A 22,358-nucleotide genomic window follows, 5' to 3' on the forward strand; every position below is an offset into this window, starting at 1 on the left:
ATGGGGGCCACATGGCGCGACCGGTTCCAAGCCGACGCCGATGTCAGCAGCGCTCCGGTGCATACGCTCATCGACGTGATCACGATCCCGTCCGCCGAGCGGGCGACCCCGTGGACGATTATGCTGCGGCGTTTTCTGTACGCCAGCATCCTGATGGTCGCCGTGGCGGTACTGGTGTACCTCGACAGGGACGGGTACTCGCAGGAGAGCCTCACGTTCATTGACGCTCTTTATTACTCAGCGGTGTCCTTGTCCACGACGGGTTACGGCGACATCGCGCCGGTTACTCAGAGCGCGCGCCTGGTGAATATCTTCATCATCACCCCCTTGAGAATCGCGTTCCTCATGCTGCTCGTCGGCACCACCCTGTCTGTCCTGACAGAAGATTCCCGCAAGACCCTGCAAATCCAACAGTGGAGGAAAACCGTGCGCAACCACACCATCGTGATCGGCTACGGCACCAAGGGCCGCTCGGCAATCGACGCGTTGCTTGCCGACGGTGCAGCCCCTTCCAACATCGTTGTCGTCGACCAGGACCCGGCAGTGCTCGCGCGCGCCGAGAAGCGGGGCCTGGTGACGGTGCACGGCAACGCCACGAAATCAGACGTGCTTAAGATCGCAGGCGTCACCCGCGCGCGTTCTGTGGTCGTCGCCCCTTCAAGCGACGACACCGCCGTGCTGGTCACACTGTCGGTGCGTGAGCTCGCTCCCAGCGCAATGATCGTGGCATCGGTCCGGGAGAGTGAGAACCAGCACCTCCTGATGCAGTCCGGGGCCGATTCCGTGGTGGTGTCTTCGGAGACGGCGGGGCGCCTCCTCGGCATTGCCACGGTCACCCCGCCGGTGGTGGCAATGATGGAGGACCTGCTCAGCCCAGACGAGGGTTTCGCTGTGGCGGAGCGCCCGATTGGCGACGACGAGGTCGGGGCCAATCCGCGCCACCTCGCCGACATTGTCCTCGGGGTCGTCCGCTCAGGCGAGCTGTACCGCATCGACTCCCCCGAGGCGGAGACCGTGGAACCGGGCGACCGCCTTCTCTACGTCCGCCACACCCGCGAGATTCCCGGCAAGGACGAGGTAGCCAATGGCAATTGATCTCTCGCTTCTCGACGACGATCAGCGTGTCGCCGCCACAGCCCCGCGCGGGCCGGTCTGCATCCTCGCCGGCGCCGGCACCGGCAAAACCCGCACCATCACGTACCGCATCGCGCACCTGATCGACCAGTCTGTGGTGTCGCCGAACAAGGTGCTGGCTGTGACGTTCACCCAGCGCGCGGCCGGAGAGATGCGCGACCGTCTGCGGGGCCTCGGCATCGGCGGCGTGCAGGCGCGCACCTTCCACTCTGCGGCGCTGCGCCAGCTGCGCTACTTCTGGCCGCAAATCGCCGGTGACCTGCCGTGGCGGATGCTAGACAACAAATTCCCCCTCGTGGGCCGCGCTGCCCGTGCGGCCGGGCTCGACTCCGGCAAGGAAATGGTGCGCGACCTGCTCGGGGAGATCGAGTGGGCGAAGGCGTCCGTCATTGGCGCAGAAGACTACGTAGAGCGGGTTTCCGGTACGAAGCGCACCCCGCCCGCGGATCCGGCGAAGGTCGCGCAGGTCTACCGCCTTTACGAGGAAGCGAAGACCAGCCCGGACGGCATGCTCCTGGATTTTGATGATCTGCTGTTGCACGTCGCGGGCGCGCTCGAGAACGCGCCCGCGGTGGCCGAGGAGTTCCGTAGTCAATACCAGACCTTCGTGGTGGACGAGTACCAAGACGTCACGCCTCTGCAGCAGCGAGTTCTCGAAGGGTGGCTCGGCCAGCGCGACGACCTTACCGTTGTCGGTGACGCGAACCAGACCATCTACTCCTTCACAGGCGCGACTCCGGATTATCTGCTTAACTTTTCGCGCACGTACAACCACGCCACCGTGGTGAAGTTGCAACGCGACTACCGCTCCACGCCCCAGGTCACGAACCTCGCCAACACCGTCATTTCCAAGGCGACGGGCCGCGCCGCGGGTACACGCCTAGAGCTGCAGGGCATGCGCCCGGATGGCCCGGCGCCCACCTATGCCGCGCACGACGACGAGCCGACTGAGGCACGCGAGGTGGCCAGGGCGATCCGCTCACTTCTCGACGCCGGAGTGGCGGCCCGGGAAATAGCCGTGCTCTACCGCATCAACGCGCAGTCAGCGGCGTTTGAAGCGGCCCTGTCCGACGCCGGGATCCTCTACCAGGTGCGTGGCGGCGAGGGGTTCTTTCAGCGTGCGGAGATCCGCGAGGCGATCAACTCACTCATTTCGGCCGCGCGCCGCCAGGATCTGCCGGACGACCCGGTGGCTGTGGCGCGCGCCGCCTTCGCCCCGCTCGGGCTGACCCCCCAAGAGCCGGAGGGCGCCCAAGCTCGCGAGCGGTGGCAGACCCTTGGAGCGCTGGTGGACCTCATCGAGGAGATCGTGAACACGCGGGAGGCGACGGCGCTGACGGACGTGTTGCGCTCGCTGCGCCAGCGCGCTGACGCGAAGCAGCCGCCGAGCGTCGACGGCGTCACTTTGGCCAGCCTCCACGCGGCCAAGGGCCTCGAGTGGGACGCCGTGTTCCTCGTCGGCCTGGTGGAAAACACCCTCCCGATTTCCCACGCGATCAAGGCGGGTGACGCCCAGATCGAGGAGGAGCGCCGCCTCTTCTACGTCGGCATCACGCGCGCCCGGGAGCACCTGCACATGTCGTGGTCGCTGGCGCGCCAGGAGGGCGGGCGGAAGTCCCGTACCCGCACCCGCTTCCTCGACGGGATCGCTCCCGAGCTCGACGTGGAAAAATCACCCGACCGGCTCAAGCGCGCCCGGAACTGCAGGGTGTGTGGCAACCCGCTGGACACGCCCGCGGAGAAGGCGCTGGGACGGCACGAGGACTGCGAGCCCGAGTACAACGAGCACGCGTTTTTGGCGCTCAAATCCTGGCGTCTCGACGTGGCCCGCGAGGCTGGGCATCCCGCCTACATGGTGTTTTCCGACGCCACCCTGCTCGCCATCGCAGAAACGATGCCGACCACGGAGACGGACCTGCTCGGCATCTCGGGCGTTGGCCCGGTCAAGGTGGAGAAGTTCGGCCAGGGCGTCCTTGGAACGCTGAGCGATTTCGCCTGAGCGCTAGTAACACACCGGACATCCCGGGTGGGGGCTGAGCACCGTGCGGGTCAGCGGAACAGGGCTGAACGGGTCAGCGACGATCAGCTCCCCGCGCGCGGGGGCCGCGGCCGACACCCCCGGTGGGTCCGGGACGCCGCATAACCGGCGAATTACCACTGCCGCTGCGGCCGCGCCTGCGGCGGTGAGGACAGTGTCGGGGCGCGCGGTCGCCCCCGAGGCCCGGCCGACTACGTGCTCCCACTGCTCGTCGCGCTGGGCGTGGTAGAGGTGGGCGCAGTAGAGGCACGGGCCGGGGTGCCCCGCGCCGAGCGGGCCGATGAACACCCGGGCGTCCACCGCTGACACGGGTAACGTCGCAGCACTCAGGTGCCGCATGTTCTTCGCCAGCTCGCGGGCGCGGTGGAGCTGGTCCACGAACACCACGGGAACAGACGGGTCGACGGAATTGAGGGTGCGCTGCAGCGGCTCGGCGGCGAGCTGGGTGCGAACAGTGACGCCGGAGGCGCGCAGAAGCGTGGACAGGGCGTCGTGAAGCGGCCCTTCGCCGACGAGCAGCGCGGCGCAGGAGTAGTCGGCGACGATGACCCTGTAGGCGCGGAGCTCCTCCACGAGGCTGCGCGCGGCGGCTTCGGACATCCCCGCGTCCGCCAAACCGGAGAGAAGATCGGCCACCGAGACTGGGGCGCGGAGGCGGGAGAGGACAGGGCGCACATCGCCGGCCAGGGGCGTTTCGATGACTCCGCTGCGGGTCGCGTCGAGACCGAACTGCAGGGCGCCGCGGCCGCGCGTTATCACACCCGCGCCGGGTGCGAAGCGGATGAGCGTGGTGGGTGGCAGCTGCACGGAGACCATTTCAACACAGCTAAAATCACTTTTCATGTGGCCTGAAGAAAACGTGCGGGTAATCCGCTCGACGCGGCGCCGGCGAACGGTTCAGGCGCGGCTCGTCGGCGGCGTTCTTGAGGTCCGCATCCCCGCCGGGTTCACTGAGGAGCAGGAGCGCGACGCCGTCGAGGAGATGACCGGCCGACTCAACCGCAAGGCGGCGACGTCGCACCGCACCGACGACGATCTGCTCGCCCGCGCCCGCCGGTTGAACAGCGACGTCCTCGGCGGGCAGGCGCGCGTATCGACGATCCGGTGGTCCAGCAGGCAAAACTTCCGCTGGGGATCCTGCACAGTGTCGACGGGAGACATCCGCATTAGCGACCGGCTCAAAAACGTGCCCGATTACGTGGTGGACGCAGTCATTGTCCACGAACTGGCGCACACAATCGTCGCCGAACACTCGGCGGCGTTCTGGGAGCTGGCGGACCGGGCTCCCCAAGCCGAGCGCGCCAAAGGGTATCTCGAGGCTTACCAGCGCTTCGGCGGGTAAGGGCTACTGCTCGTCGTCCTCGTCCCCGTCGTTCTGCTTGCGTAACTCCTCCTCGAGCCTCGCCATTTCCTCGTCGAACTCGGTGTCTGGGGAATCGTCGAGAAGCGTGTCGATGAACGCGGCGGGGTTGTCCAAGTGCTCCGCGGTGGGCAGGAAGTCGGGGTGGTCCCACACCTTATCGCGGCGTTGAAGACCCACGGCGTTGTGGGCGCGACGCCACAGCTCGGCGGCCTCACGCACCTTCGGCGCGGACAGCTCAATGCCGACAATGTTGGCGAACGCCTGCTCGGCGGAGCCCCCGGTGGCACGCCGCCGCGCCCACGCCTCCGACAGCTGCGCGGCCGAGGGGATGCGCTCGTTCAGGGCCTCCGCTACCACAACGTCGATCCATCCTTCCACCAGGGCAATCAGCGTCTCTAGGCGGGAGGTGGCGAGCTCGTTGCGCGAGTTCACACGGGGAGTGAGGTCCATGCCCTGCAGTTCGCCGAGTTTCTCCTGCAGCTGCTGTGGATCACCAGACTCGAGATCCAAGTTTCGGGCGATCTCTTCGATGTGGGACGTGTCGATCTCCAGGCCGGCCGCGTACTCCTCGACGGAGGAGACGAGGCGCTCAACCAACCACGGCACGTGGGTGAACAGGCGCTGGCGGGCAGCTTCACGGGCGGCGATGTAGACCAGCACTTCCTGGCCGGGTACGCCGAGGTCCTTGGAAACAGCCGCCGCGTTCTTCGGCAGGATGGCCGCCACGTCGCGGGGGGCGACTGGGAGGCCGAAGTCGGTTCCGGTCAGCGCCTGCTGGGCGAGGTCGCCCAGGGCGTGGCCGAGCTTCATCCCGAAGTTCATGGCGTTCATCGAGTTCATCATCCCGGCCATGGGCCCCATCATTTCGCGGGCTTGCTCTGGCATGGACTCCAGCTGGGCGCGGTTCATGTTCTCCGCGACCGGGTTGACCATGCGCTTCCACATCGGCATGGTGTTGACCAGCCAATCGTCTGCGTTCCACGCCGCGGGTCGCGCCGAGGATGCGGGCAGGGTGGTGGCGTCGTCGATCCACAGGTCGGCCAGGCGCAGGGATTCGGTGACTGCGGTGGTGTCGCTGGTAGAGACGGACGGGGAATCACCGATGCGCTGGCGCGCCATGCGCAGCGCGAGCTCGAAGTTGACGGCGTCGCCCGCTGTGCGGTTGTTGAAGCTGGAGCCCATCCCGGACAGCATTTGGCCGAATTGGTTGAGGATATCTCCGAGATTGCCCGGCTGGCCCGCCGGGTTGCCCTGGCCTCCGGCGCCCGTTCCGAAGTTGAAGCCGAACGCGGCGAACGGGTTGTCGTTGCGGTCGTTGCGGTCGCCGTCGTCACCGTCGTTCGAGTCGTTGTTGGGGAAGGAGAAACCGAATCCGTTGCTCATACGACCACACTACAGCCGTCGCAAAGCGGGAGGTGGGCTTCGCGTGGACGCTGAGAGCGAACGGTGGTAGGGAACGTTGGGGCCCTGGGATAAGATGTTGCCCCGTGACGGAGACGACTGCATTGAGGCAACGGCGCTGGTCCACCATTGTGTGGGGCGCTGTGCCCGTGGGGTTGCTCGCGCTCGCGTTGTCAGTCGACCACGTCCCGTTCACCGACGTCACTCTGACCGTCCCGTACGCGGCCCAGGGGCCCGGGCCGACGTTTAACACGCTCGCGGAGATCGACGGGACCCCGGTGGTCGACATCGAGGGTGCGGAGACGGACGACACCTCCGGAAACCTCAACATGACGACGGTGTCGGTGCGCACGAACATGACACTCGCACAGGCGCTCGGCCGGTGGATCGGCACCGAGGACACCCTGGTTCCGATGCAGCAGGTTGTTCCGCCCGATGTCTCCGAAGAGGAGTTCCAGCAGTTCAACGAGGCCGCGTTCGTTGCCTCCGAGGCGTCCGCGACCGTGGCGGCGATGAAGTTCCTCGGAATGCCCACCGAGGTTGTCGTCCATGACGTAGTACCGGAATCCGCCGCGGAAGGCTCCTTGGAGCCGGGCGACGTCATCACCGCCGTCGGCGGTACCGAGGTGTCCGAGCCGGGGCAGGTCCAGGAAATCGTGCTCGGGCACGCCCCGGGGGACGACCTGGAGCTGACCGTCGACAGGGACGGTGAGACGCGCGACGTCGGCCTGACACTGGGGGAGAGCAGCGACTCCGAGGGAACCGCCCAGCTGGGCATCCTCATGACGTCCAAGCCCGAGGGGGACATCTCCGTCACCTACAACCTCAAGGACGTCGGCGGGCCCAGCGCCGGCATGATGTTCTCCCTCGCGGTCATCGATAAACTTTCCCCGGGGGCCCTCAACGGCGGGAAGTTCGTCGCCGGCACGGGAACCGTCGCCGAGGACGGCGAAGTCGGCCCGATCGGCGGAATCTCGCACAAGATCCGCGGCGCGCGCGATTCGGGGGCGGAGCTGTTCCTCGCGCCCGCGGACAATTGCGCGGAGGCCGCCGCGGTCGATTCGGGCGGCATGGTGGTCGCACGTGTGGCCACGCTTGACGACGCCGTCGCGGCCATGCGGGCCTTCACCGAGGGGCGCGACGTCACAACCTGCGGTTAGCTCGTCGGCTCTGCTTCGCCCTCTGTGGTTTCCTCCGCGGGGCGCTGCGCCAACCCGAGCGAGTAGATTTTCTCGCGCGGGTCCTCGCGGTCGGAGGAGACGAGCTGCTGCATGACCTGGCCCTCCGCGTTATCCACGACGGTGATGATCGCCGACGTACCCAGGGTGGACCAGCCCACGACGCGCTCGCCGGTGTCCTCCACGACCCGCGAACTGCGCAGCTCAGTCAGCAGCTGTGTCGTCGACGCCGCCTTCGCTTCGGAGTCGAAGAATTGGAACTGTCCCACGTCCGCGCCAGAGCAGTCGTAGGAGCCCTCCAGGTCTACTGACACGCAGCTGTCCAGTTGCTGGAAGAAAGCCTTGGGGGCGAGCGTGGAGAACTGGTCTGCGACCACCCCGACCGCTGCTTCCTCTTTGGCCAGCTTCGAGGTGGTCGCCGTTGGGCTCGCGCTTGACGACGCCTGCGTAGACGCCGCCGACGTCACCGCGGTGGTGGCCTCTGTCGTCGTCTCCGGAGGCTCCTCGCCGCCCGGGGCACACGCGGCGAGGCAGGCCGCAGTGCAGACAATGGAGGCGGCAGAAGCACGGCGCAGGAAGGGAGAACGCATACCCGCAGACTACTCCACATCGCCCTCGTCAGGCGCCTGTTCAAGCCCGTAGCGCAGGGCCGCTATGACGTTGGGTGCCACCCCCGGCCCGCCCCTTAAATCGACGTCGTCCTGGGCGAACGGGCCTCGCTCCTGGAGCTCCTGCTCCGTCGGGCGGAGCTGGAGGAGCGTCAGCTCGAGGTCGTCGTCACGCAGGACGCCGGAGAAGAGACGCGCCGGACGAGGACCCCCGTCGGCACCGGCGGAGGAATCCACGAACGAAATCTCCTGCGCGAGCACAACTCCCTCTACCTCACGCGGCCACGCGAGACGCGCGACGTATTCGCCCAGCTCTTCCGAACCGGGCAGGATCGTGGAAGGTAGATCCTGCACCATTAGTGTTAAGGGAGCCTCTGCGTCGTCCGGGTCGAGCTGGTCGATGAGCAGGCCTGTGGGTACGAGTGCGAAAAGGGTGGGGCCCGCGTCCCAGCCTTCGGCGTGGACGAACTCCACGGCCTCCATCATCGCCTTGTTCAGCGCCTGTTGCTCGAACATGGGGAACCTTTCCTGTAGCTCTAACGTTAGCTATTTAAGGCTATACACATGAGTCTGCGTTAAAAACTCTATTTACTAAGGAGCAGGATTGGCTACCCGCCTCACCCAGCCACAGCCACGGGCGAAGAAGACGAACTCCGGGCTGATGGCCACCATCGCGATCATCGGCCTGATCCTCTTCCTCGTCCCCCTCGCAGTCGGGGTCTACACCGACTGGCTCTGGTTCGGGGACCTCGGTTTCCGCGGTGTGTTCAGCAAGGTGATCATCACCCGCGTCGTACTCTTCCTGGTGTTCGCATTCCTCGGTGGCGCGGTGGCGTACGCCGCGGCAACGTTCGCGTGGCGCGGGCGCCCCAAGGACGCGGTTGACACCGACCCGCTCTCGCCGACCGCGCAGTACCGCTCCCAGATTGAATCCGGGGTGCGGACCCTGCTCGTGTGGGTGCCCCTCGTCGTCGCCGTGTTTTCCGGCCTCGCCGGGCAGCGTGCGTGGCGGACGGTGATGCTGTGGCTCAACGGCGGAAGTTTCGGCACCACCGATCCGCAGTTCGGCCGTGACCTCGGCTTCTACGCCTTCGCGCTGCCGGGCATCGCGTTCCTCGTCGGTACGCTCTCGATGCTGCTGATTGTGGCTTTCCTTGTCGGCCTCGTCGCCCACTACCTACTTGGCGGTATTCGCATCGGCTCGCAAGTCTCCGGAGTCCGCGGCCACATCTCCCGTTCCGCTCGCATCCAGCTCGCCGTCACGGCGGGCCTGTGGATGCTCCTCAAGGCCGTGAACTACTGGCTTGAGCGCTACACCCTCCTCTACCAGGAGAACGACATTTTCACCGGCGCCTCCTACACCGCGATCAACGCTACGCTGCCCGCGAAAATCACCCTCATGGTGATCGCCGTCATTGTCGCCGCGGCGTTCTTCGTCTCCATCGTGTACAAGGACTTCCGCATTCCGGTGCTCGCGACGGTGCTGATGCTCGTCTCCTCCATCGTGATCGGCAATGTGTGGCCCGCACTGCTCGAGCAGTTCTCGGTCAAGCCGAACCGCCAGGCGAAGGAGTACGAATACATCGGCCGCAACATCGAAGCCACCCGTCACGCATACGGGCTTACCGACGACAAAGTGACGTACCTGGAGAACTGGGGCGCGGAGAATGTCTCAGACGAGGAGGTGGCGAGCGACGAGGCGACCATCGCCAACATCCGTCTGCTCGACCCGGATATCATCGCGCCGACCTTCACCCAGAACCAGCAGCTGCGCAACTTCTACGGCTTCCCCGATACCCTGGCGATGGACCGCTACGAGGTGGACGGGGAGATGCGGGACTTCGTCGTCGCTGCCCGTGAGCTCGACCCGAACGCCCTTCGTGAGAACCAGCGCGACTGGATCAACCGCCACACCGTGTACACCCACGGCAACGGCTTCATTGCGGCCCAGGCCAACACCGTCGACGAGGCAGCGCAGGACGCTGGCTCCACCCGCGGCGGCCTGCCCATCTTCACTGTCTCCGACCTGCAGACCAACGCCATCGCCGCGCAGAGCGACGAGGCGGAGCAGCTCGGCACCAAGGTTGACGAGCCGCGCATTTATTACGGCCCGGTCATCGCGTCGTCGGAGGACGGCCTGGACTACGCCATCGTGGGCGACAACGGTCAGGGACCCGTCGAATATGACACGGACAACTCAAACTACACCTATGGGGGCGAGAGCGGCGTCAACATTGGCAACTGGTTCAACCGAGCGGCATATGCGCTGAAGTACCAGGAGCTCAACCTCATCTTGTCGGATCGGGTCGGTTCCGAATCGAAGATCCTCTACGACCGGGACCCACGCGAGCGCGTCGAGCGCGTCGCACCCTGGTTGACCACCGACTCGGCTACCTACCCCGCGGTTATCGACGGCCGCGTGAAGTGGATCGTCGACGGTTACACCACCCTGTCCCACCTGCCGTACTCCACGCGCACCTCGATGGAGGACTCCACCCAAGACGCGCTCAACCCCGACGGGACCACGCAGCGCCTGGTGAACAACAACCTGGGTTACATCCGCAATTCCGTCAAGGCCACCGTCGACGCCTACGACGGCACGGTGGAGCTCTACGCCTTCGACGAGGAGGACCCCGTGCTCAAGGCATGGATGGGCGTCTTCCCGGGTTCGGTGAAGCCCGAGAGCGAGATCTCCGACACCCTGCGCGAGCACCTGCGCTACCCGGAGGACCTGTTCAAGGTCCAGCGGGAGCTGCTCGCCCGGTACCACGTCGATGACCCAGGGGTCTTCTTCAACAACGATGCCTTCTGGTCCGTGCCGAACGACCCGACTGCGCCGGAGGGACGCCAGGAGCTCAACCAGCCGCCGTACTACATCGTCGCGGCGGACCCGGAAACCCGCGATCCGTCCTTCCAGCTGATCACCCCGTACCGTGGCCTCAACCGCGAGTTCCTTTCCGCCCACATGTCGGTCGCGTCGGACCCGGAAAACTACGGTGATATTACGGTGCGCGTGCTTCCCACCAATACGCAAACCCAGGGTCCGAAGCAGGCGCAGGACGCGCTCATGTCGTCCGACCAGGTCGCTCGCGACCGTACCCTGTGGGAGGGCACAAACGACATGCAGAACGGCAACCTGCTGACGCTGCCCGTCGGAGGCGGGGAGATCCTCTACGTCGAGCCGGTGTACTCGCAGCGCAAGGGGCAGGAATCCGCCTTCCCCAAGCTGCTGCGCGTGCTGGTGTTCTACCAGGGTCGGGTTGGTTACGCGCCGACAATCTCCCAGGCTCTGAGCCAGGTGGGCATCGACTCCGCCGCGGCGCAAGACATTGACATCGCCACCGACGGGGCAGGCACCCAAGACGCCGAGGACCAGTCTTCTCCAACCGTGGAAGACAAGGATGGCAAATCGGATGCGCCCGCACCTGCCGCTCCGGGGAACACGGACGAGGCGCTGAACCGCATCAACACCGCACTGCGCGACCTCGAGACCGCGCGGGACGGCTCGTTCGAGGAATTCGGCCATGCCCTTGACGAGCTCGACCGAGCGGTGCAGGATTACCAGAAGCTGAATAAGTAACGGGTACTCGCAATCCCCTGGCGAATGGTCCTCTCGCCAGGGGATTTGGTGTTTAGTGGGGCCGTCACTATAGTTGGAAAACGTTGCCGATGCGGAACATTCCGCAAAGACAGCAGGTGAAGTAAATATCACCCGTCGCGGGGTGGAGCAGCTCGGTAGCTCGCTGGGCTCATAACCCAGAGGTCGTAGGTTCGAATCCTGCCCCCGCTACTAACGAAGACCCCTCTCCCTCCGGAGAGGGGTCTTGTGCATGGGCTACGTTTCGGCGGCGATTAACCAGGCAGATACTTTCTCGGCTGCCTCGTGCAGCGCCAACTGGGTCCCCGGATTGATCAGCGTGTCAAGAGCAGGGGTGGCATCGCCGTAAGGGTTTACCCGGCCCGGCGTGGGAAGGCGAAAGTGCATCGACCACTTGGGAAATCTCCGTTGCGAGGCCGGTTCTTCGATGAGGGTGTGAATCGAGTGGTGCCGTTTATCGGCGCGGATCGAATCCATCAGGGAATCTATCTCTTCCGGCGGACCTTCCAAGAACTGGACGTACGTGAAGTCCCGTGAGATAAGAAAGCCAGTGATGCCGGCGCTGCTGTTACGGGCTTGTGCGAAAGTCATGATGTCGGCCATCGTCTCTTCGGACGGGTAGCCGACCGCGACTGAAGCGTAGACGAGGTATTTTAAAGAGCGCATTCTGGTCGTGTCACTTGCTGTCGTAGGTCTAATCTCTGTTGGTCTCGGCTAATCCTAGCCCGGTTTTTCCCTACTCGAACACGTGGAGCGGCTTACCGCGTGCCCACGTCTATAGCTGGGATGACTGCGACGACGAGGACAGGGCCTCTCGAATTCCCGCTATACCGCCTGGTTTCTCCTGTTCGCCGGCAGGCCCGGGCGGGATGGGGTGCGCCGGAGCTGACGAGTTACCTTCGGGAATCGCCGCGCAATCCGATGTTGCCGGTTTGCCGTCAAACCGGTCTCTCAGCCATGGCCACGCCTGTGCATACCAGGGGACGAACCCGAGGGAATGCCCCACGTGGTCGTACTGCCGGTAGGTCACAGGGGTGCCTGCCGCGCAATACTTGTGCGCGAGAGCAAGAGCGTCACCCGTGACCATCACTCCGTCTCCGGACCCGATACCGGGAGGGCCGACGGGAGTGCCGTTGGTGGTTCCGCCGTTGGCCTGGCCGAGAAAGACCGGCACGGTGGGATCTGGTGCGAGCAGCAAGTTGGTTTTGTTCAAGGTGTCCGCCATGCCGGGAACCGAGAGCGGGTCGCGGTACTCGGGTTTGAAAAGTGAAGCCCACGTGATTCCGGAAAACGACCCGTTCACTTCGAAGATTGACGCCTTGTCCAAGTCCTGCAGAAGGCGGGCACCGTACTCGGAGAGGTAGGGCTCGAGGTCGATTCCGTAACCCCGGGCCAAACCGATCAGCATCATGGCGGTGAACGAGCTCCAGAACTGTGAACCGTCGACATATTTGATCATGTTCAAGATGTTGACGGGGGTGCCACCGGCTGCAGAACCGACGATCTGGTCGTTAATCTCCGGAGCATAGCTCGGGGCCAGCTGGGTCGCCCACGCGGACGCGACTGCGCCCCCGGAGTATCCGATCAAACCTACCGGGGCGGTCGTCGAGAGACCGGTAGAAGGAGTCCTGAGCGCGGCTCGAATGCCATCAAGCGTCAAGCGGCCGCTGAGGGGGCCGACGAACAGCTCCGCATCCTGGCCTTCGATGTCGGTCATCGCTACTGCGTAACCTTGGCTCAGCATGTGTGCGACCTGGGCAGCCTAACCGGTTGGGTTGAGCAATCCGAGCGAGAGATCGCCCGCAATGGCGCGCGAGGGGCTATATTGTACGTCGGGGCGCCGTGTTGGTCCGTGGAGCGGTACTTGATCTGCACCACGTCGACTGGGGTGGGCAGGCCAGCAACGTGGTATTTGATCGTCCGTTCGCTGATCACATCGCCGGGTTCGTACTGTGCGAGGTCCTCGGCGGGTGCGAAGAAATCCGCGCCCGCGTGGACGATGGATGAGCCGCCCATTGGTGCACCCTCGTGTGGTCCTGTGAGAGACGATAGATCCTGTGCTACGGCGGTAGCCGGGCTAACTGCGGCGCCGGCGAGGCAAAGGCCCAACGCTCGAGAGATGTTTCGCTTCTCCACTGTGAATCCTCCTTGCTGGCGTTAGCAATGTTGATGTCGATGTAAAGGAGGAGACTATTTTGTGTGGTCGCTGAATGTAATACCCGAAAGTGGACAGTTTCACGCTTCATGCCGGGACATTGCGTGGTCAACTGGATAGACAGCAAAAAACCTCGCGCGGCCCAAAAGCCTGGCGCGAGGTTTTTCGCGGGTTAGTGCTCGTCGTAGTGGTCGCCGTGGGCGGCGTGGCGGTGGCCGTCGTGCACGTAGTCGACGTGGTCGCCGTGCGGGATGGCCACGTGGCCACAGCCTTCACCGTGGGTGTGGTCGGCATGATCGCCGTGCTCGGTGTGGTCGGCGGTCTCGCACTCGTCCCAGTGGCCGTCGTGCTCACGGTGGATGTGGCCGTCGTGGAGGTAGTCAGTGTGGTCGCCGTGCGGGACCGCGACGTGGCCGCAGCCCTCGCCGTGGGTGTGGTCGTGAGTCTCGTGGATCGTGTGGGTGCTCATGTCAGAAATCCTTCCTCGTTGTTTTCAACTAATATCCATTAAACCTTATTGCCAATAAGTTTTCAATTACGCTAAGCGTCACATCAAAGCCGCTCGGGCACGGCCCAGGTGATTTATACTCCAAAAGTATGTCCCCAAAACAATCTACTCGTCACGACGTCCTCATCATCGGCGCTGGACTGAGCGGCATCAACGTCGCCTGCCGGCTGCCGGAAGGGACCGACTACGCAGTGATTGAGGCGCGGTCGCGCATCGGCGGAACCTGGGACTTGTTCCGCTACCCCGGGGTCCGCTCGGACTCCGACGTGTACACGCTGTCCTACCCCTTCCGCCCGTGGAAGGGACGGGATTCGATCGCAGACGGTGCGGACCTGCGCGACTACATCGAGGACACGGCGGTGGAGAAGGGGATCGTGGATAAGGTCACTTTCAACACCAGAGCCACCGCCGCGGACTGGGACAGTGCCGCGGGCGAGTGGACGGTGACGTGCGTGCGCGATGGAGTAGAAGTGGCCTACGCGGCGAAGTACCTCGTGTGCTCGACCGGTTACTACGACTACGACAGCCCGCACGCCCCGGTCTTCGACGGCGCGGAAGATTTCCGGGGTTGTGTCGTGCATCCGCAGTTTTGGCCGGAGGACCTGGACTACACCGGTAAAAATGTGGTCGTCATCGGTTCGGGAGCTACCGCGATCACCCTCGTGCCGTCGATGGCCGAAGACGCCGCCAGGGTCACCATGCTGCAGCGCACGCCAACCTACGTGCTCAGCCAGCCGCGGGTGGACAAGTTCGCCAACGCACTGCGCAGAACGCTTCCGGGCAAACTCTCCAACACGCTCGTGCGGGCGAAGAACAATTCGCAACAGTGGGCGCTGGTTGTTGTGAGCGGGCGTTTTCCGGGCGTCGTTAAGCGGCTGCTTCTCGCGGGCGTCGCCGCAGGCACTGGTTCGAAACATACTGCGCAGGAGCACTTCACGCCGCCGTACAACCCGTGGGAGCAGCGACTGTGCATCGTGCCGGACAGCGACCTGTTTCACGCGATAAAGGACGGAAGCGCCGAGGTGGTCACCGGGCACATCGACTGTTTCGTACCGGAAGGCGTCAAGCTCTCCGACGGCTCCGTGATCCCCGCCGACATCATCGTTACCGCCACCGGATTACGCATCGAACTGCTCGGTGGGGTGACCCTCTCACTCGACGGCGAACCGGTCGACTTCTCGCAGCATTACACCTGGTACGGCACGATGTTCTCCGGCATTCCCAACTTCTCGGCGGTGATTGGCTATATCAACCACTCGTGGACGATCCGCGCGGATATGACGGCGAAGATGATCGCGAAGATCCTGCGCCGTATGCGCGAGACGGGCAGCACGATGGTCACACCGATCGCCCCGAGCGGACTGGGGGAGGGTCGTCCCTACATGGACATGCAATCCGGCTACCTCGCCCGCGCCGCCGCCGCAATGCCCAGGGCCACGCAGAAATATCCCTGGTCGGTGCAGCAGAACGTGCTGGTGGACACGTGGAATACCGGCCGGGCGTCGCTCGACCGCGACCTTGAGTGGCGCTAGATCCAGTTGAACTCGACGTGTGTGGCGGTCCCCAGCGGTTCGACGTGGATCATGGTTTTCGCCCCTCCCAGTGTTTCGTCGATCCCGTCCTCGATCATGTCGGCGTAGTCGTGCGAGCGGGCCACGCTCCACTCACCGGGCACCTGCATGACGATATTGACTAGGCGCTCGCGGCCGAAAGCCGCAGTGCGCACGTCGGTGAACTCCACCCCGCGCTCGGCAGCGAAACCGTCCAGGTACGTCTTGATGGCCAGCCGCTCGTCCTCCGGCAGAGCCTCCGACAACAGGCTGATGAAGGAGTTTCTCAGCAGCACGTATCCGGTGACCAGGATGTTAAGGCCCACGGCCAGCGCGATGAGCGGGTCGAGGATTTCCCAGCCCGTCACCCACACCAGCGCAATGCCGACGAGCACGCCGACGGTGGTCCAGACGTCGGTCAGAAGGTGGCGCCCGTCAGCGTTCAGGGTGGCGGAGCGGTACTTCTTGCCCGCGCGCAGCAGCACGAGGCCGACGGCCAAGTTCAACGCCGCCGCGAGGGTGGACAGTAGCAGGCCCACGCCCGCTTGCTCGATAGGCTGCGGGTCGAGTAGCCGCTGGACTGCCGTGTAGATGATGGCGACCGCCGCCACGAGGATCATGGAACCCTCGACCTGGGCCGAGAAGTACTCCGCCTTGGCGTGGCCGAAGTTGTGGTTCACGTCCGCGGGCTTCGCCGAGATCTTCAGCGCCATAAGCCCGACGACGGCCGCGACGACGTTGATGAGGGACTCAATGGCGTCGGAAAGGAAACCGACTGAGCCAGTAACCCACGCGGCCGCGAGTTTCAGGGCGATCGTCGCCACGGACGCCGCGATCGAGAGCCACATGAAGCGCTCGAGCAGCTTCTGTTCGTCGATCATGCGGTGCCTACTTTCCTCTAGACTGGGCGGCCATGGATATGGGACGTTGGGTTATCGCAATTGCCGGCGCGGTCGTGGGCGCGCTGTTCTTTGGCTGGCTACTTCAAATGCTCGGCGTGGGCGGAATACTTTACACCGTGCTGGTGCTCGTCGGCTCTGCTGCGACGTCGTCGCTGGCGGGCACGATCTTCAAGCCGCGCTAGAGCAGACCGAGGACTGCTTCGCCGACGCCGGTCGCGCTCGTCGGGTTCTGGCCGGTGACGAGTGTGCCATCGACGACGACGTGCTTTGTCATCGGCACGCGCGCCTTCGAGTACTCGGCGGCCTTGGCAGTGAGCTCCTCCTCGAGGCTGAACGGCACGTCGCTGGCGCGCATCGCCAGCTTCTCTTCGGCCCACGAGTAACCGGTGACGTGTTTGCCAGCGAGGAGCGGGGTGCCGTCGGCAAGCGTCGCGTGCAGCAGGCCGACCGGCCCGTGGCAGACGGCGGCCACAATCTTGCCGGAGTCCGCGAACGTGGCGACGGCCCCGGGAACCGCCCCGGAGACGAAGTCGAACATCGTGCCGTGCCCGCCGATGAGGTAGATACCGGCGTAGGCGTCAAGGTCGACGTCGGAAAGCGAAGGGGTCTCGTCGAGGTGTTCCATGAACTGCGCGCTCTCGTAGCGCTTGTTAGTGCCGCCCATCAGGAGCACCGGGGGCATGAGACTCATCGGGTCGAGCGGCACGGCGCCGCCCTCCACGCTGGCGAGGTCGACATCGTGGCCGGCCCCGGTGATCACGTCGTAAAAGTGGGTGTATTCACCCAGCCACATTCCGGTGTGCACGCCGGAGTCGCGGTAGCGGTGGACGCTGGTTGACAGTGCGAGGATTTTCACCCGTCCAACTCTATCCCGTGCCGGTTGGTGCCGCCGGTCAGGCTGGTCAGCGTGATGCCGCGCGCGCTCGCCCGATCCTGGAAACACTCGACGAAACGGTCCGATCGTGCCCCGGCCGCGCAGTAGACGACCACGTCTGCGCCCTCCGGCAGCGAATCGATCAGCGCGGCGGCCGTCCCCGGGTCGGCCTCCCACACACTCGTAGGCAGGTGGTGGGTGCCGCCGGGGATGTCCGATAGCGCCTTCTCGTGGGCCTCCCGCACGTCAACACCGAGCCTGCCTCCCAGCGGCGAAGGATCGCCGGGTAGCGCGCACGCCGCCTCCTTGTACTCCCCGAAACCGGTGACCAGCTCTCGCGCCGGGTCCCGCGAAACCTGGAACGCCCGCACGCTTGCCGTCAGCGCGTCATAGACGCGCAGCTTGCCGACGACCGACTCACCCACGCCCGCCAGGAGCTTCACCACTTCGGTGGCCATGAGCCCGCCCACCACGCTGGTGGTCACACCGAGCACACCGGCAGTGGCACAGTCCGGGACCGAATCCGGATCCGGTTGGGTCGGGTAGAGGTCGCGCAATCCCACCCCGCCTGCCGGGGCGCCGGGGCCGGACCACCACAGGGCAATGTCGCCGCGGTAGCGCAGCACGGAACCCCACACCAGCGGCACTCCCGCGATCTCCGCGGCGTCGGCGGCGAGGAACTTCGTGGCAAACGTGTCGGAGCCGTCAACCAAAACGTCAACCCCCTTAAGCAGTTCGAGGGCGTCCCGAGTGTTGAACTGGGCGTCGATAAGCGAAAGCTCGATTCCGGGCTGGAGAGCCTCGAGCCGCTCGCCGACGACCTCGACCTTCTTACGCCCGACGTCGTCCGCGCCGAAGAGTATCTGCCGGTGGATGTTGGTGATGCTCACGGTGTCGTCGTCAATGACGGAAAGGTGGCCGACGCCCGTCGCGGCGAGAGCTTGCATCACCGGGCAGCCGAGCCCGCCCGCGCCGATGACGAGCACGTGGGCGTTGTGCAGCGCACGTTGCTGCTCAGCGCCGAATCCGGGGAGGTTCATCTGCCGTGCGGTCCGGCGGAGCTCGTTGTGTGGCACATCACGCATGAATGCCACCTTATAAGGGCCACCCGCTAGACTTCGCACTCATGTCGACATCCGCCAAGCGGGGGCTGAAGTCCGACCCGCTGATCTTTTTCACGTCCGTCGGGTTCATTACGCTTTTCGTCGCCCTGACCGTCATCCTCGGCGACCGCGCGCGCCAGGCGTATTCGGCCATCTCGGGGGCGCTGATGGACAACTTCTCGTGGTTCTACATCGGCGGCGTCTCCGCGGTGCTGGTGTTTCTCATCGTCATCTTCGTGTCCAAGTACGGCAACCTGCGGCTTGGCGACGACGATGATGAGCCGGAATACACCCTGCCCGTCTGGTTCGCCATGCTCTTTGCCGCCGGCATGGGCGCGACCCTGTTGTTTTGGGGTGCGGCCGAGCCGCTGCACCACGCGTTCAACCCGCCGCGCGGCGACTTCGAGCCGATGAGCCGCGGTGCCATCAACCAGGCGTTCGAGTTCACCTACTACCACTTCGGCATTCACATGTGGGTGATCTTCACCCTGCCTGGCCTCGCCATGGGTTACTTCAGCTACAAGCGCAAAATGCCCGCACGCATGTCCTCGCTGTTCGCCCCTCTGCTGGGCAAGCGCGTGTACGAGTGGCCGGGCAAGCTTCTCGACGCCGCCGGCATCATTGGCACCGTTTTCGGAATCGGCGTTTCCGTTGGCCTTGGTGTGCTGCAAATTTCGGCGGGCATGAACATCATGTGGGGCGTGCCGCTGGTGACGCCGGTCCAGCTCGGCATCATCCTCGCCATCACCGCCGCGGCCTGCCTGTCCGTTGCGTCTGGCCTGGACAAGGGCATCAAGTTCCTGTCCAACCTGAACATCGCCGCCACAGTCGTCCTCATGGTGTTCGTTCTCGTCGCGGGTCCGACGCTCAAGCTCATCGGCCAGGTCACCGAATCTTTCGGCATCTACGCTAACTCTCTGCCCGAGCTGATGTTCTGGGTCGACTCCTACAACGACAACCCGGGCTGGCACGCCACCTGGACCGCGTTCTACTGGGCGTGGACGATCTGCTGGGCGCCGTTCGTGGGCATGTTCTTCGCCCGCATTTCCAAAGGGCGCACGGTGCGCGCCTTCATCGGCGGAACACTGCTCCTGCCGACCACCTTCGACATGCTGTGGTTCTCTATCTTCGGCCGCGCCGCCACCGAGGTCGAGACGGCGGATCCCGGTGTGCTGACCGGCCCCGTCGTGGAGCAGGGCGACACACCGCAGGCCTTGTTCACGCTCTTAGCCCAGTACCCGTTCTACGGCATCGTCGGCACCGTGGCGCTGTTGGTGATCATCCTCTACTTCGTCACCTCCATGGACTCCGCCGCGATGGTGATGGACATGTTCGCCTCCGGCGAGGAAAACAAGACCCCCACGTATTACAAAGTTGGCTGGGTCGTCGCCATCGGCGTGGTCACTGCCGCGCTGCTGTTCATCAACGACACCGGCATCCAAGCTCTGCAGGAAGTCGTCATCATCATCGCCTTCCCGTTCTTCATCCTGTACTTCTTCATGATGTACTCACTGCTCAAGGCGATGAACGACGACTCCGCCGCCCGCCGTCGCATCCGTACCCGCCAATGGGAGAAGACGGACAGCGCGGAGAAACTCGAGGAAGCCGAGAGCAGGCCCGCGCCGGGTTATGACGCTGAAGGCAACGAGATCACCCGCCCCGAGCTCGAGTACGACCCCGAGGAGGGCGGCTGGAAGCTCTCCGATTCGCTCATTATCGAAGGCGACCTCGCCGTCGGCGGCGAGGTGGACCAGGACTGGGGCGAGCGCTAGAGCACCTGGTCGGCCCAGCTGGCCAGGCCGTCAAAGCTTGACGACGCCACCGCGTGCGCCCGACGCGGAATCCTCCCCGCCGACTTCGCCAGCGCCCCGGCCTCCACAGCCAGGCGCATCGCGCGCGCCATGGCCTCCGGGTCCTGGCAACGGTTGACGGCGCTGGCCAGCAGCACGCCGTCGCAACCCAGCTCCATGGCGAAGGCGGCGTCGGAGGCCGTGCCCACGCCGGCGTCGATAAGCACGGGCACCTCCGCGCGCGAGCAGATCAGCTCAATGTTGTGCGGGTTGAGCACACCCAGGCCCGTGCCGATCGGCGATCCCAGCGGCATGACCGCCGCCGCCCCCAGGTCCTCCAGGCGCTTCGCGGCGACGGGATCGTCGGAGGCGTAGGCGAGGACGGTGAAGCCTTCGTCGACCAGCATCTCGCACGCGTCGACCGTCTCCACCACGTCCGGCAGGAGTGTGCGGTCGTCCGCGATGACCTCGAGCTTCACCCAATCCGTCCCCAGCGCCTCACGCGCCAGTTTCGCGGTGATTACCGCGTCGCGCGCGGTGCGGCAGCCTGCGGTGTTGGGCAGCGGGTCAATGCCCAGGCGGCTGAGGATGCCGAACACCGACTCACCCGCACCTGTGGACGCAGAATGCCGGCGCATCGCTACCGTCGTCAGCTCGGTGCCCGATGCGACGAGTGCTCGCTCCAACATGTCCATCGAGCTCGCCCCGCCCGTGCCCATGATGAGGCTTGAGGAGAACTGTTTCCCAGCGATCTGGAGCATGCTAGCCTCCCTGGACGGCGGTGAGGATGTCCACCCGCGCGCCGTCGCCGATGCTCGCGGTGGCCCATGCCGAGCGCGGCACGACGCTGCCGCCGACCGCCACCGCGGTGCCGGCTTCGGGAATCTCCCCGAGTACTTCCCGCACCAGTTCCTCCACCGTCGCGGCCGCGGTCTCGCGCGGTGAGTCGTTGACCGTGATCTTCATCGGTTCCTCCTGTGTCGCATCGGGTCGCAGGCTTCCAAGTCTACGGAGGGCTCCCGCTTATCGACGATCTCACCCACGCACCGTGCCGCCAGCGACGCGAGGAGAATCCCGTGGCGGAAGTACCCGGTGGAAACGACTACCCGATCCGAGACGCGACCGAGGTAAGGCAGGTCGTCCGGTGTGCCAGGACGCGCACCGGCCGTGGCTTCCAGGAGGTCGCATTCCTCCAGCCCCGGGACGATCTCGATGGCGTCGCGGAGCAGCTGGTGTACGCCCTGCACCTGCGGCGCGGCGCGGCCGTCCTCACGGCTGGTCGCCCCGACGGTGAGCGTGCGGTCCTCGCGCGGGATGACGTAGACGGGCCGATCTTCCACGAAGCCGCGGATTACCCTCTCAACCAGCGGATACTGGTGGGGTGGCACCGCGAGGCGGAGCACGTCACCGTAGACCGGGCGCAGCTGCAGCGGATTGCCGCCGTCAAACCAGCCACCGATGTCCTTCGCCCCCATTCCGGCGGCGATGACGACCTGGTCGGCGTCTGTCTCGTTCACGTCGGCGAGGGCTTCGCGCACGAAGGTCACTCCGGCGTTGGCGCAGGCGTCGAAAAGCGCGCGCCCGAACAACCTCGGCTGCACTTGGTGGTCGCCGTCGATGCGCACCGCCCCCGCAATCGTCGGCGACAGCGCCGGTTCGAGCGCGCGGGCGGCGCGTGTGGTGAGGCGCTCGGCCATCATGCCGTGTTGCGCCTGGTACTGCTTCAGCTCATCGAGGTGCGTCTTGTCCGCGCGGTCGCGGGCGACGACTAGGGTGCCGTTCGTGCGGTAGCCCGTCGGCAGCTCTGAGTACTTGGCCGCGAGCGCGACCAGCTCCGGGTACCAACCTCCCGCCGCGCGCATTAGCGGGAACAGCGGGTCTTGCTTGTACACCACTTCCGCGGTTGGCGCGAGCATGCCGCCCGCGTGGTGGGTTGCCCCCGTGAGCGGGGCTGGATCGTGGACCGTGACGCGGTGGCCGCGGTCGGCGAGGGTGAGCGCCGTGGCAAGGCCGATGATCCCGGCGCCGGCGACGGCTGCTGTGGATGTTGCCATGAGGTCATCATTGCATGTGGCTTATGAAAACTCCGCAATGCGGAGTGTGCCGGAACTTCGGGTGCCCACCCATGAGGACATCCTTATGAAAACTCCGCAATG

General features: G+C 65.3%; 22 protein-coding genes and 1 tRNA gene. 10 read left to right on the forward strand and 13 right to left on the reverse strand.

Annotated features, from left to right (window positions below):
* Both G7Y29_RS02675 and G7Y29_RS02680 read left to right on the forward strand, forming a co-directional pair.
* Entirely contained in the window at window positions 1-1,095 is a 1,095-nt protein-coding gene (locus tag G7Y29_RS02675; protein ID WP_165004830.1) for a potassium channel family protein, read from the forward strand.
* On the forward strand, window positions 1,085-3,133 hold the full coding sequence (locus G7Y29_RS02680) for an ATP-dependent DNA helicase UvrD2 (protein ID WP_165004832.1): 2,049 nt from the start codon (window positions 1,085-1,087) through the stop codon (window positions 3,131-3,133). The genes G7Y29_RS02675 and G7Y29_RS02680 overlap by 11 nt, the downstream gene beginning before the upstream one ends.
* Before the next feature lie 3 nt (window positions 3,134-3,136).
* Here G7Y29_RS02680 and G7Y29_RS02685 read toward each other — a convergent pair whose 3' ends face one another.
* Window positions 3,137-3,988, reverse strand: a complete 852-nt coding sequence (locus G7Y29_RS02685; protein ID WP_413228038.1) for a hypothetical protein — start codon at window positions 3,986-3,988, stop codon at window positions 3,137-3,139.
* Window positions 3,989-4,013: 25 nt separating this feature from the next.
* Here G7Y29_RS02685 and G7Y29_RS02690 point away from each other — a divergent pair, with 25 nt between their 5' ends.
* The gene (locus tag G7Y29_RS02690; RefSeq protein ID WP_165004836.1) at window positions 4,014-4,514 is read left to right on the forward strand and encodes a M48 metallopeptidase family protein; all 501 of its coding nucleotides are present in this window, start codon (window positions 4,014-4,016) and stop codon (window positions 4,512-4,514) included.
* Between the two features lie 3 nt (window positions 4,515-4,517).
* Here the strand turns inward: G7Y29_RS02690 and G7Y29_RS02695 are convergent, their stop codons facing one another.
* On the reverse strand, window positions 4,518-5,918 hold the full coding sequence (locus G7Y29_RS02695) for a zinc-dependent metalloprotease (protein WP_165004838.1): 1,401 nt from the start codon (window positions 5,916-5,918) through the stop codon (window positions 4,518-4,520).
* A 104-nt stretch (window positions 5,919-6,022) separates the two neighbouring features.
* On the opposite strand from G7Y29_RS02695, the gene G7Y29_RS02700 reads away from it, so the two are divergent.
* Entirely contained in the window at window positions 6,023-7,096 is a 1,074-nt protein-coding gene (locus tag G7Y29_RS02700; protein ID WP_165004840.1) for a YlbL family protein, read from the forward strand.
* Here G7Y29_RS02700 and G7Y29_RS02705 read toward each other — a convergent pair.
* On the reverse strand, window positions 7,093-7,704 hold the full coding sequence (locus tag G7Y29_RS02705) for a hypothetical protein (protein WP_165004842.1): 612 nt from the start codon (window positions 7,702-7,704) through the stop codon (window positions 7,093-7,095). The genes G7Y29_RS02700 and G7Y29_RS02705 overlap by 4 nt on opposite strands.
* A gap of 9 nt (window positions 7,705-7,713) precedes the next feature.
* Window positions 7,714-8,238, reverse strand: a complete 525-nt coding sequence (locus tag G7Y29_RS02710; RefSeq protein ID WP_165004844.1) for a PPA1309 family protein — start codon at window positions 8,236-8,238, stop codon at window positions 7,714-7,716.
* An 88-nt stretch (window positions 8,239-8,326) separates the two neighbouring features.
* On the opposite strand from G7Y29_RS02710, the gene G7Y29_RS02715 reads away from it, so the two are divergent.
* Both G7Y29_RS02715 and G7Y29_RS02720 read left to right on the forward strand, forming a co-directional pair.
* Window positions 8,327-11,302 (forward strand): UPF0182 family protein, encoded by a 2,976-nt coding sequence (locus G7Y29_RS02715; protein ID WP_165004846.1) that lies wholly within the window; start codon window positions 8,327-8,329, stop codon window positions 11,300-11,302.
* A 136-nt stretch (window positions 11,303-11,438) separates the two neighbouring features.
* Window positions 11,439-11,512, forward strand: a tRNA-Met gene (locus G7Y29_RS02720).
* A gap of 45 nt (window positions 11,513-11,557) precedes the next feature.
* Here the strand turns inward: G7Y29_RS02720 and G7Y29_RS02725 are convergent.
* Both G7Y29_RS02725 and G7Y29_RS02730 read right to left on the reverse strand, forming a co-directional pair.
* Window positions 11,558-11,986 (reverse strand): BLUF domain-containing protein, encoded by a 429-nt coding sequence (locus tag G7Y29_RS02725; RefSeq protein WP_165004848.1) that lies wholly within the window; start codon window positions 11,984-11,986, stop codon window positions 11,558-11,560.
* Window positions 11,987-12,095: 109 nt separating this feature from the next.
* Window positions 12,096-13,037 (reverse strand): lipase family protein, encoded by a 942-nt coding sequence (locus G7Y29_RS02730; RefSeq protein ID WP_249399789.1) that lies wholly within the window; start codon window positions 13,035-13,037, stop codon window positions 12,096-12,098.
* Between the two features lie 125 nt (window positions 13,038-13,162).
* Here G7Y29_RS02730 and G7Y29_RS10785 point away from each other — a divergent pair, with 125 nt between their 5' ends.
* Window positions 13,163-13,327, forward strand: a complete 165-nt coding sequence (locus G7Y29_RS10785; RefSeq protein WP_249399790.1) for a hypothetical protein — start codon at window positions 13,163-13,165, stop codon at window positions 13,325-13,327.
* Window positions 13,328-13,647: 320 nt separating this feature from the next.
* Here G7Y29_RS10785 and G7Y29_RS02735 read toward each other — a convergent pair whose 3' ends face one another.
* Entirely contained in the window at window positions 13,648-13,944 is a 297-nt protein-coding gene (locus G7Y29_RS02735; protein ID WP_165004849.1) for a hypothetical protein, read from the reverse strand.
* Window positions 13,945-14,072: 128 nt separating this feature from the next.
* Between G7Y29_RS02735 and G7Y29_RS02740 the strand changes: the two genes are divergently transcribed.
* Window positions 14,073-15,515: a flavin-containing monooxygenase gene (locus G7Y29_RS02740; RefSeq protein ID WP_165004851.1), complete on the forward strand. Its 1,443-nt coding sequence runs from the start codon at window positions 14,073-14,075 to the stop codon at window positions 15,513-15,515.
* Here G7Y29_RS02740 and G7Y29_RS02745 read toward each other — a convergent pair.
* Window positions 15,512-16,414, reverse strand: coding sequence for a cation diffusion facilitator family transporter (locus tag G7Y29_RS02745; protein WP_165004853.1), 903 nt, complete (start codon window positions 16,412-16,414; stop codon window positions 15,512-15,514). The two genes, G7Y29_RS02740 and G7Y29_RS02745, sit on opposite strands and share 4 nt — an antisense overlap.
* A 32-nt stretch (window positions 16,415-16,446) precedes the next feature.
* On the opposite strand from G7Y29_RS02745, the gene G7Y29_RS02750 reads away from it, so the two are divergent.
* Entirely contained in the window at window positions 16,447-16,617 is a 171-nt protein-coding gene (locus G7Y29_RS02750; RefSeq protein ID WP_165004855.1) for a glycerol dehydrogenase, read from the forward strand.
* Here G7Y29_RS02750 and G7Y29_RS02755 read toward each other — a convergent pair.
* A complete protein-coding gene (locus tag G7Y29_RS02755) occupies window positions 16,614-17,291 on the reverse strand; it encodes a type 1 glutamine amidotransferase domain-containing protein (RefSeq protein WP_235933602.1) in 678 nt (225 codons plus the stop codon). The two genes, G7Y29_RS02750 and G7Y29_RS02755, sit on opposite strands and share 4 nt — an antisense overlap.
* Window positions 17,288-18,394 carry a ThiF family adenylyltransferase gene (locus G7Y29_RS02760; RefSeq protein WP_165004857.1) on the reverse strand — a complete coding sequence of 369 codons (1,107 nt, stop codon included), beginning with the start codon at window positions 18,392-18,394 and terminating at the stop codon, window positions 17,288-17,290. The genes G7Y29_RS02755 and G7Y29_RS02760 overlap by 4 nt, the downstream gene beginning before the upstream one ends.
* 41 nt (window positions 18,395-18,435) lie before the next feature.
* On the opposite strand from G7Y29_RS02760, the gene G7Y29_RS02765 reads away from it, so the two are divergent.
* Window positions 18,436-20,184 carry a BCCT family transporter gene (locus G7Y29_RS02765; protein WP_165004859.1) on the forward strand — a complete coding sequence of 583 codons (1,749 nt, stop codon included), beginning with the start codon at window positions 18,436-18,438 and terminating at the stop codon, window positions 20,182-20,184.
* Here the strand turns inward: G7Y29_RS02765 and G7Y29_RS02770 are convergent.
* The 3 genes from G7Y29_RS02770 to thiO are packed head-to-tail and all read right to left on the reverse strand — an operon-like array spanning window position 20,181 to window position 22,256.
* Window positions 20,181-20,963 (reverse strand): thiazole synthase, encoded by a 783-nt coding sequence (locus G7Y29_RS02770; protein WP_165004862.1) that lies wholly within the window; start codon window positions 20,961-20,963, stop codon window positions 20,181-20,183. The genes G7Y29_RS02765 and G7Y29_RS02770 overlap by 4 nt on opposite strands.
* Before the next feature lies 1 nt (window position 20,964).
* A complete protein-coding gene (thiS, locus tag G7Y29_RS02775) occupies window positions 20,965-21,168 on the reverse strand; it encodes a sulfur carrier protein ThiS (protein ID WP_165004864.1) in 204 nt (67 codons plus the stop codon).
* On the reverse strand, window positions 21,165-22,256 hold the full coding sequence (thiO, locus tag G7Y29_RS02780; RefSeq protein ID WP_165004866.1) for a glycine oxidase ThiO: 1,092 nt from the start codon (window positions 22,254-22,256) through the stop codon (window positions 21,165-21,167). The genes thiS and thiO overlap by 4 nt, the downstream gene beginning before the upstream one ends.
* Window positions 22,257-22,358 lie beyond the last annotated feature (102 nt).

The organism is Corynebacterium qintianiae, from assembly GCF_011038645.2.
Classification (GTDB): domain Bacteria; phylum Actinomycetota; class Actinomycetes; order Mycobacteriales; family Mycobacteriaceae; genus Corynebacterium; species Corynebacterium qintianiae.

What these genes read in the sequence shown, in the direction of transcription:
- thiO (WP_165004866.1), bottom strand. Translation starts at nt 22,256, where the DNA reads ATGGCAACATCCACAGCAGCCGTCGCCGGCGCCGGGATCATCGGCCTT.
- G7Y29_RS02745 (WP_165004853.1), bottom strand. Translation starts at nt 16,414, where the DNA reads ATGATCGACGAACAGAAGCTGCTCGAGCGCTTCATGTGGCTCTCGATC.
- G7Y29_RS02695 (WP_165004838.1), bottom strand. Translation starts at nt 5,918, where the DNA reads ATGAGCAACGGATTCGGTTTCTCCTTCCCCAACAACGACTCGAACGAC.
- G7Y29_RS02675 (WP_165004830.1), top strand. Translation starts at nt 1, where the DNA reads ATGGGGGCCACATGGCGCGACCGGTTCCAAGCCGACGCCGATGTCAGC.
- G7Y29_RS02680 (WP_165004832.1), top strand. Translation starts at nt 1,085, where the DNA reads ATGGCAATTGATCTCTCGCTTCTCGACGACGATCAGCGTGTCGCCGCC.
- G7Y29_RS02750 (WP_165004855.1), top strand. Translation starts at nt 16,447, where the DNA reads ATGGATATGGGACGTTGGGTTATCGCAATTGCCGGCGCGGTCGTGGGC.
- G7Y29_RS02770 (WP_165004862.1), bottom strand. Translation starts at nt 20,963, where the DNA reads ATGCTCCAGATCGCTGGGAAACAGTTCTCCTCAAGCCTCATCATGGGC.
- G7Y29_RS02705 (WP_165004842.1), bottom strand. Translation starts at nt 7,704, where the DNA reads ATGCGTTCTCCCTTCCTGCGCCGTGCTTCTGCCGCCTCCATTGTCTGC.
- G7Y29_RS02685 (WP_413228038.1), bottom strand. Translation starts at nt 3,988, where the DNA reads ATGGTCTCCGTGCAGCTGCCACCCACCACGCTCATCCGCTTCGCACCC.
- G7Y29_RS02725 (WP_165004848.1), bottom strand. Translation starts at nt 11,986, where the DNA reads ATGCGCTCTTTAAAATACCTCGTCTACGCTTCAGTCGCGGTCGGCTAC.
- thiS (WP_165004864.1), bottom strand. Translation starts at nt 21,168, where the DNA reads ATGAAGATCACGGTCAACGACTCACCGCGCGAGACCGCGGCCGCGACG.
- G7Y29_RS02765 (WP_165004859.1), top strand. Translation starts at nt 18,436, where the DNA reads ATGTCGACATCCGCCAAGCGGGGGCTGAAGTCCGACCCGCTGATCTTT.
- G7Y29_RS02740 (WP_165004851.1), top strand. Translation starts at nt 14,073, where the DNA reads ATGTCCCCAAAACAATCTACTCGTCACGACGTCCTCATCATCGGCGCT.
- G7Y29_RS02735 (WP_165004849.1), bottom strand. Translation starts at nt 13,944, where the DNA reads ATGAGCACCCACACGATCCACGAGACTCACGACCACACCCACGGCGAG.
- G7Y29_RS02710 (WP_165004844.1), bottom strand. Translation starts at nt 8,238, where the DNA reads ATGTTCGAGCAACAGGCGCTGAACAAGGCGATGATGGAGGCCGTGGAG.
- G7Y29_RS02690 (WP_165004836.1), top strand. Translation starts at nt 4,014, where the DNA reads ATGTGGCCTGAAGAAAACGTGCGGGTAATCCGCTCGACGCGGCGCCGG.
- G7Y29_RS02760 (WP_165004857.1), bottom strand. Translation starts at nt 18,394, where the DNA reads ATGCGTGATGTGCCACACAACGAGCTCCGCCGGACCGCACGGCAGATG.
- G7Y29_RS02730 (WP_249399789.1), bottom strand. Translation starts at nt 13,037, where the DNA reads ATGACCGACATCGAAGGCCAGGATGCGGAGCTGTTCGTCGGCCCCCTC.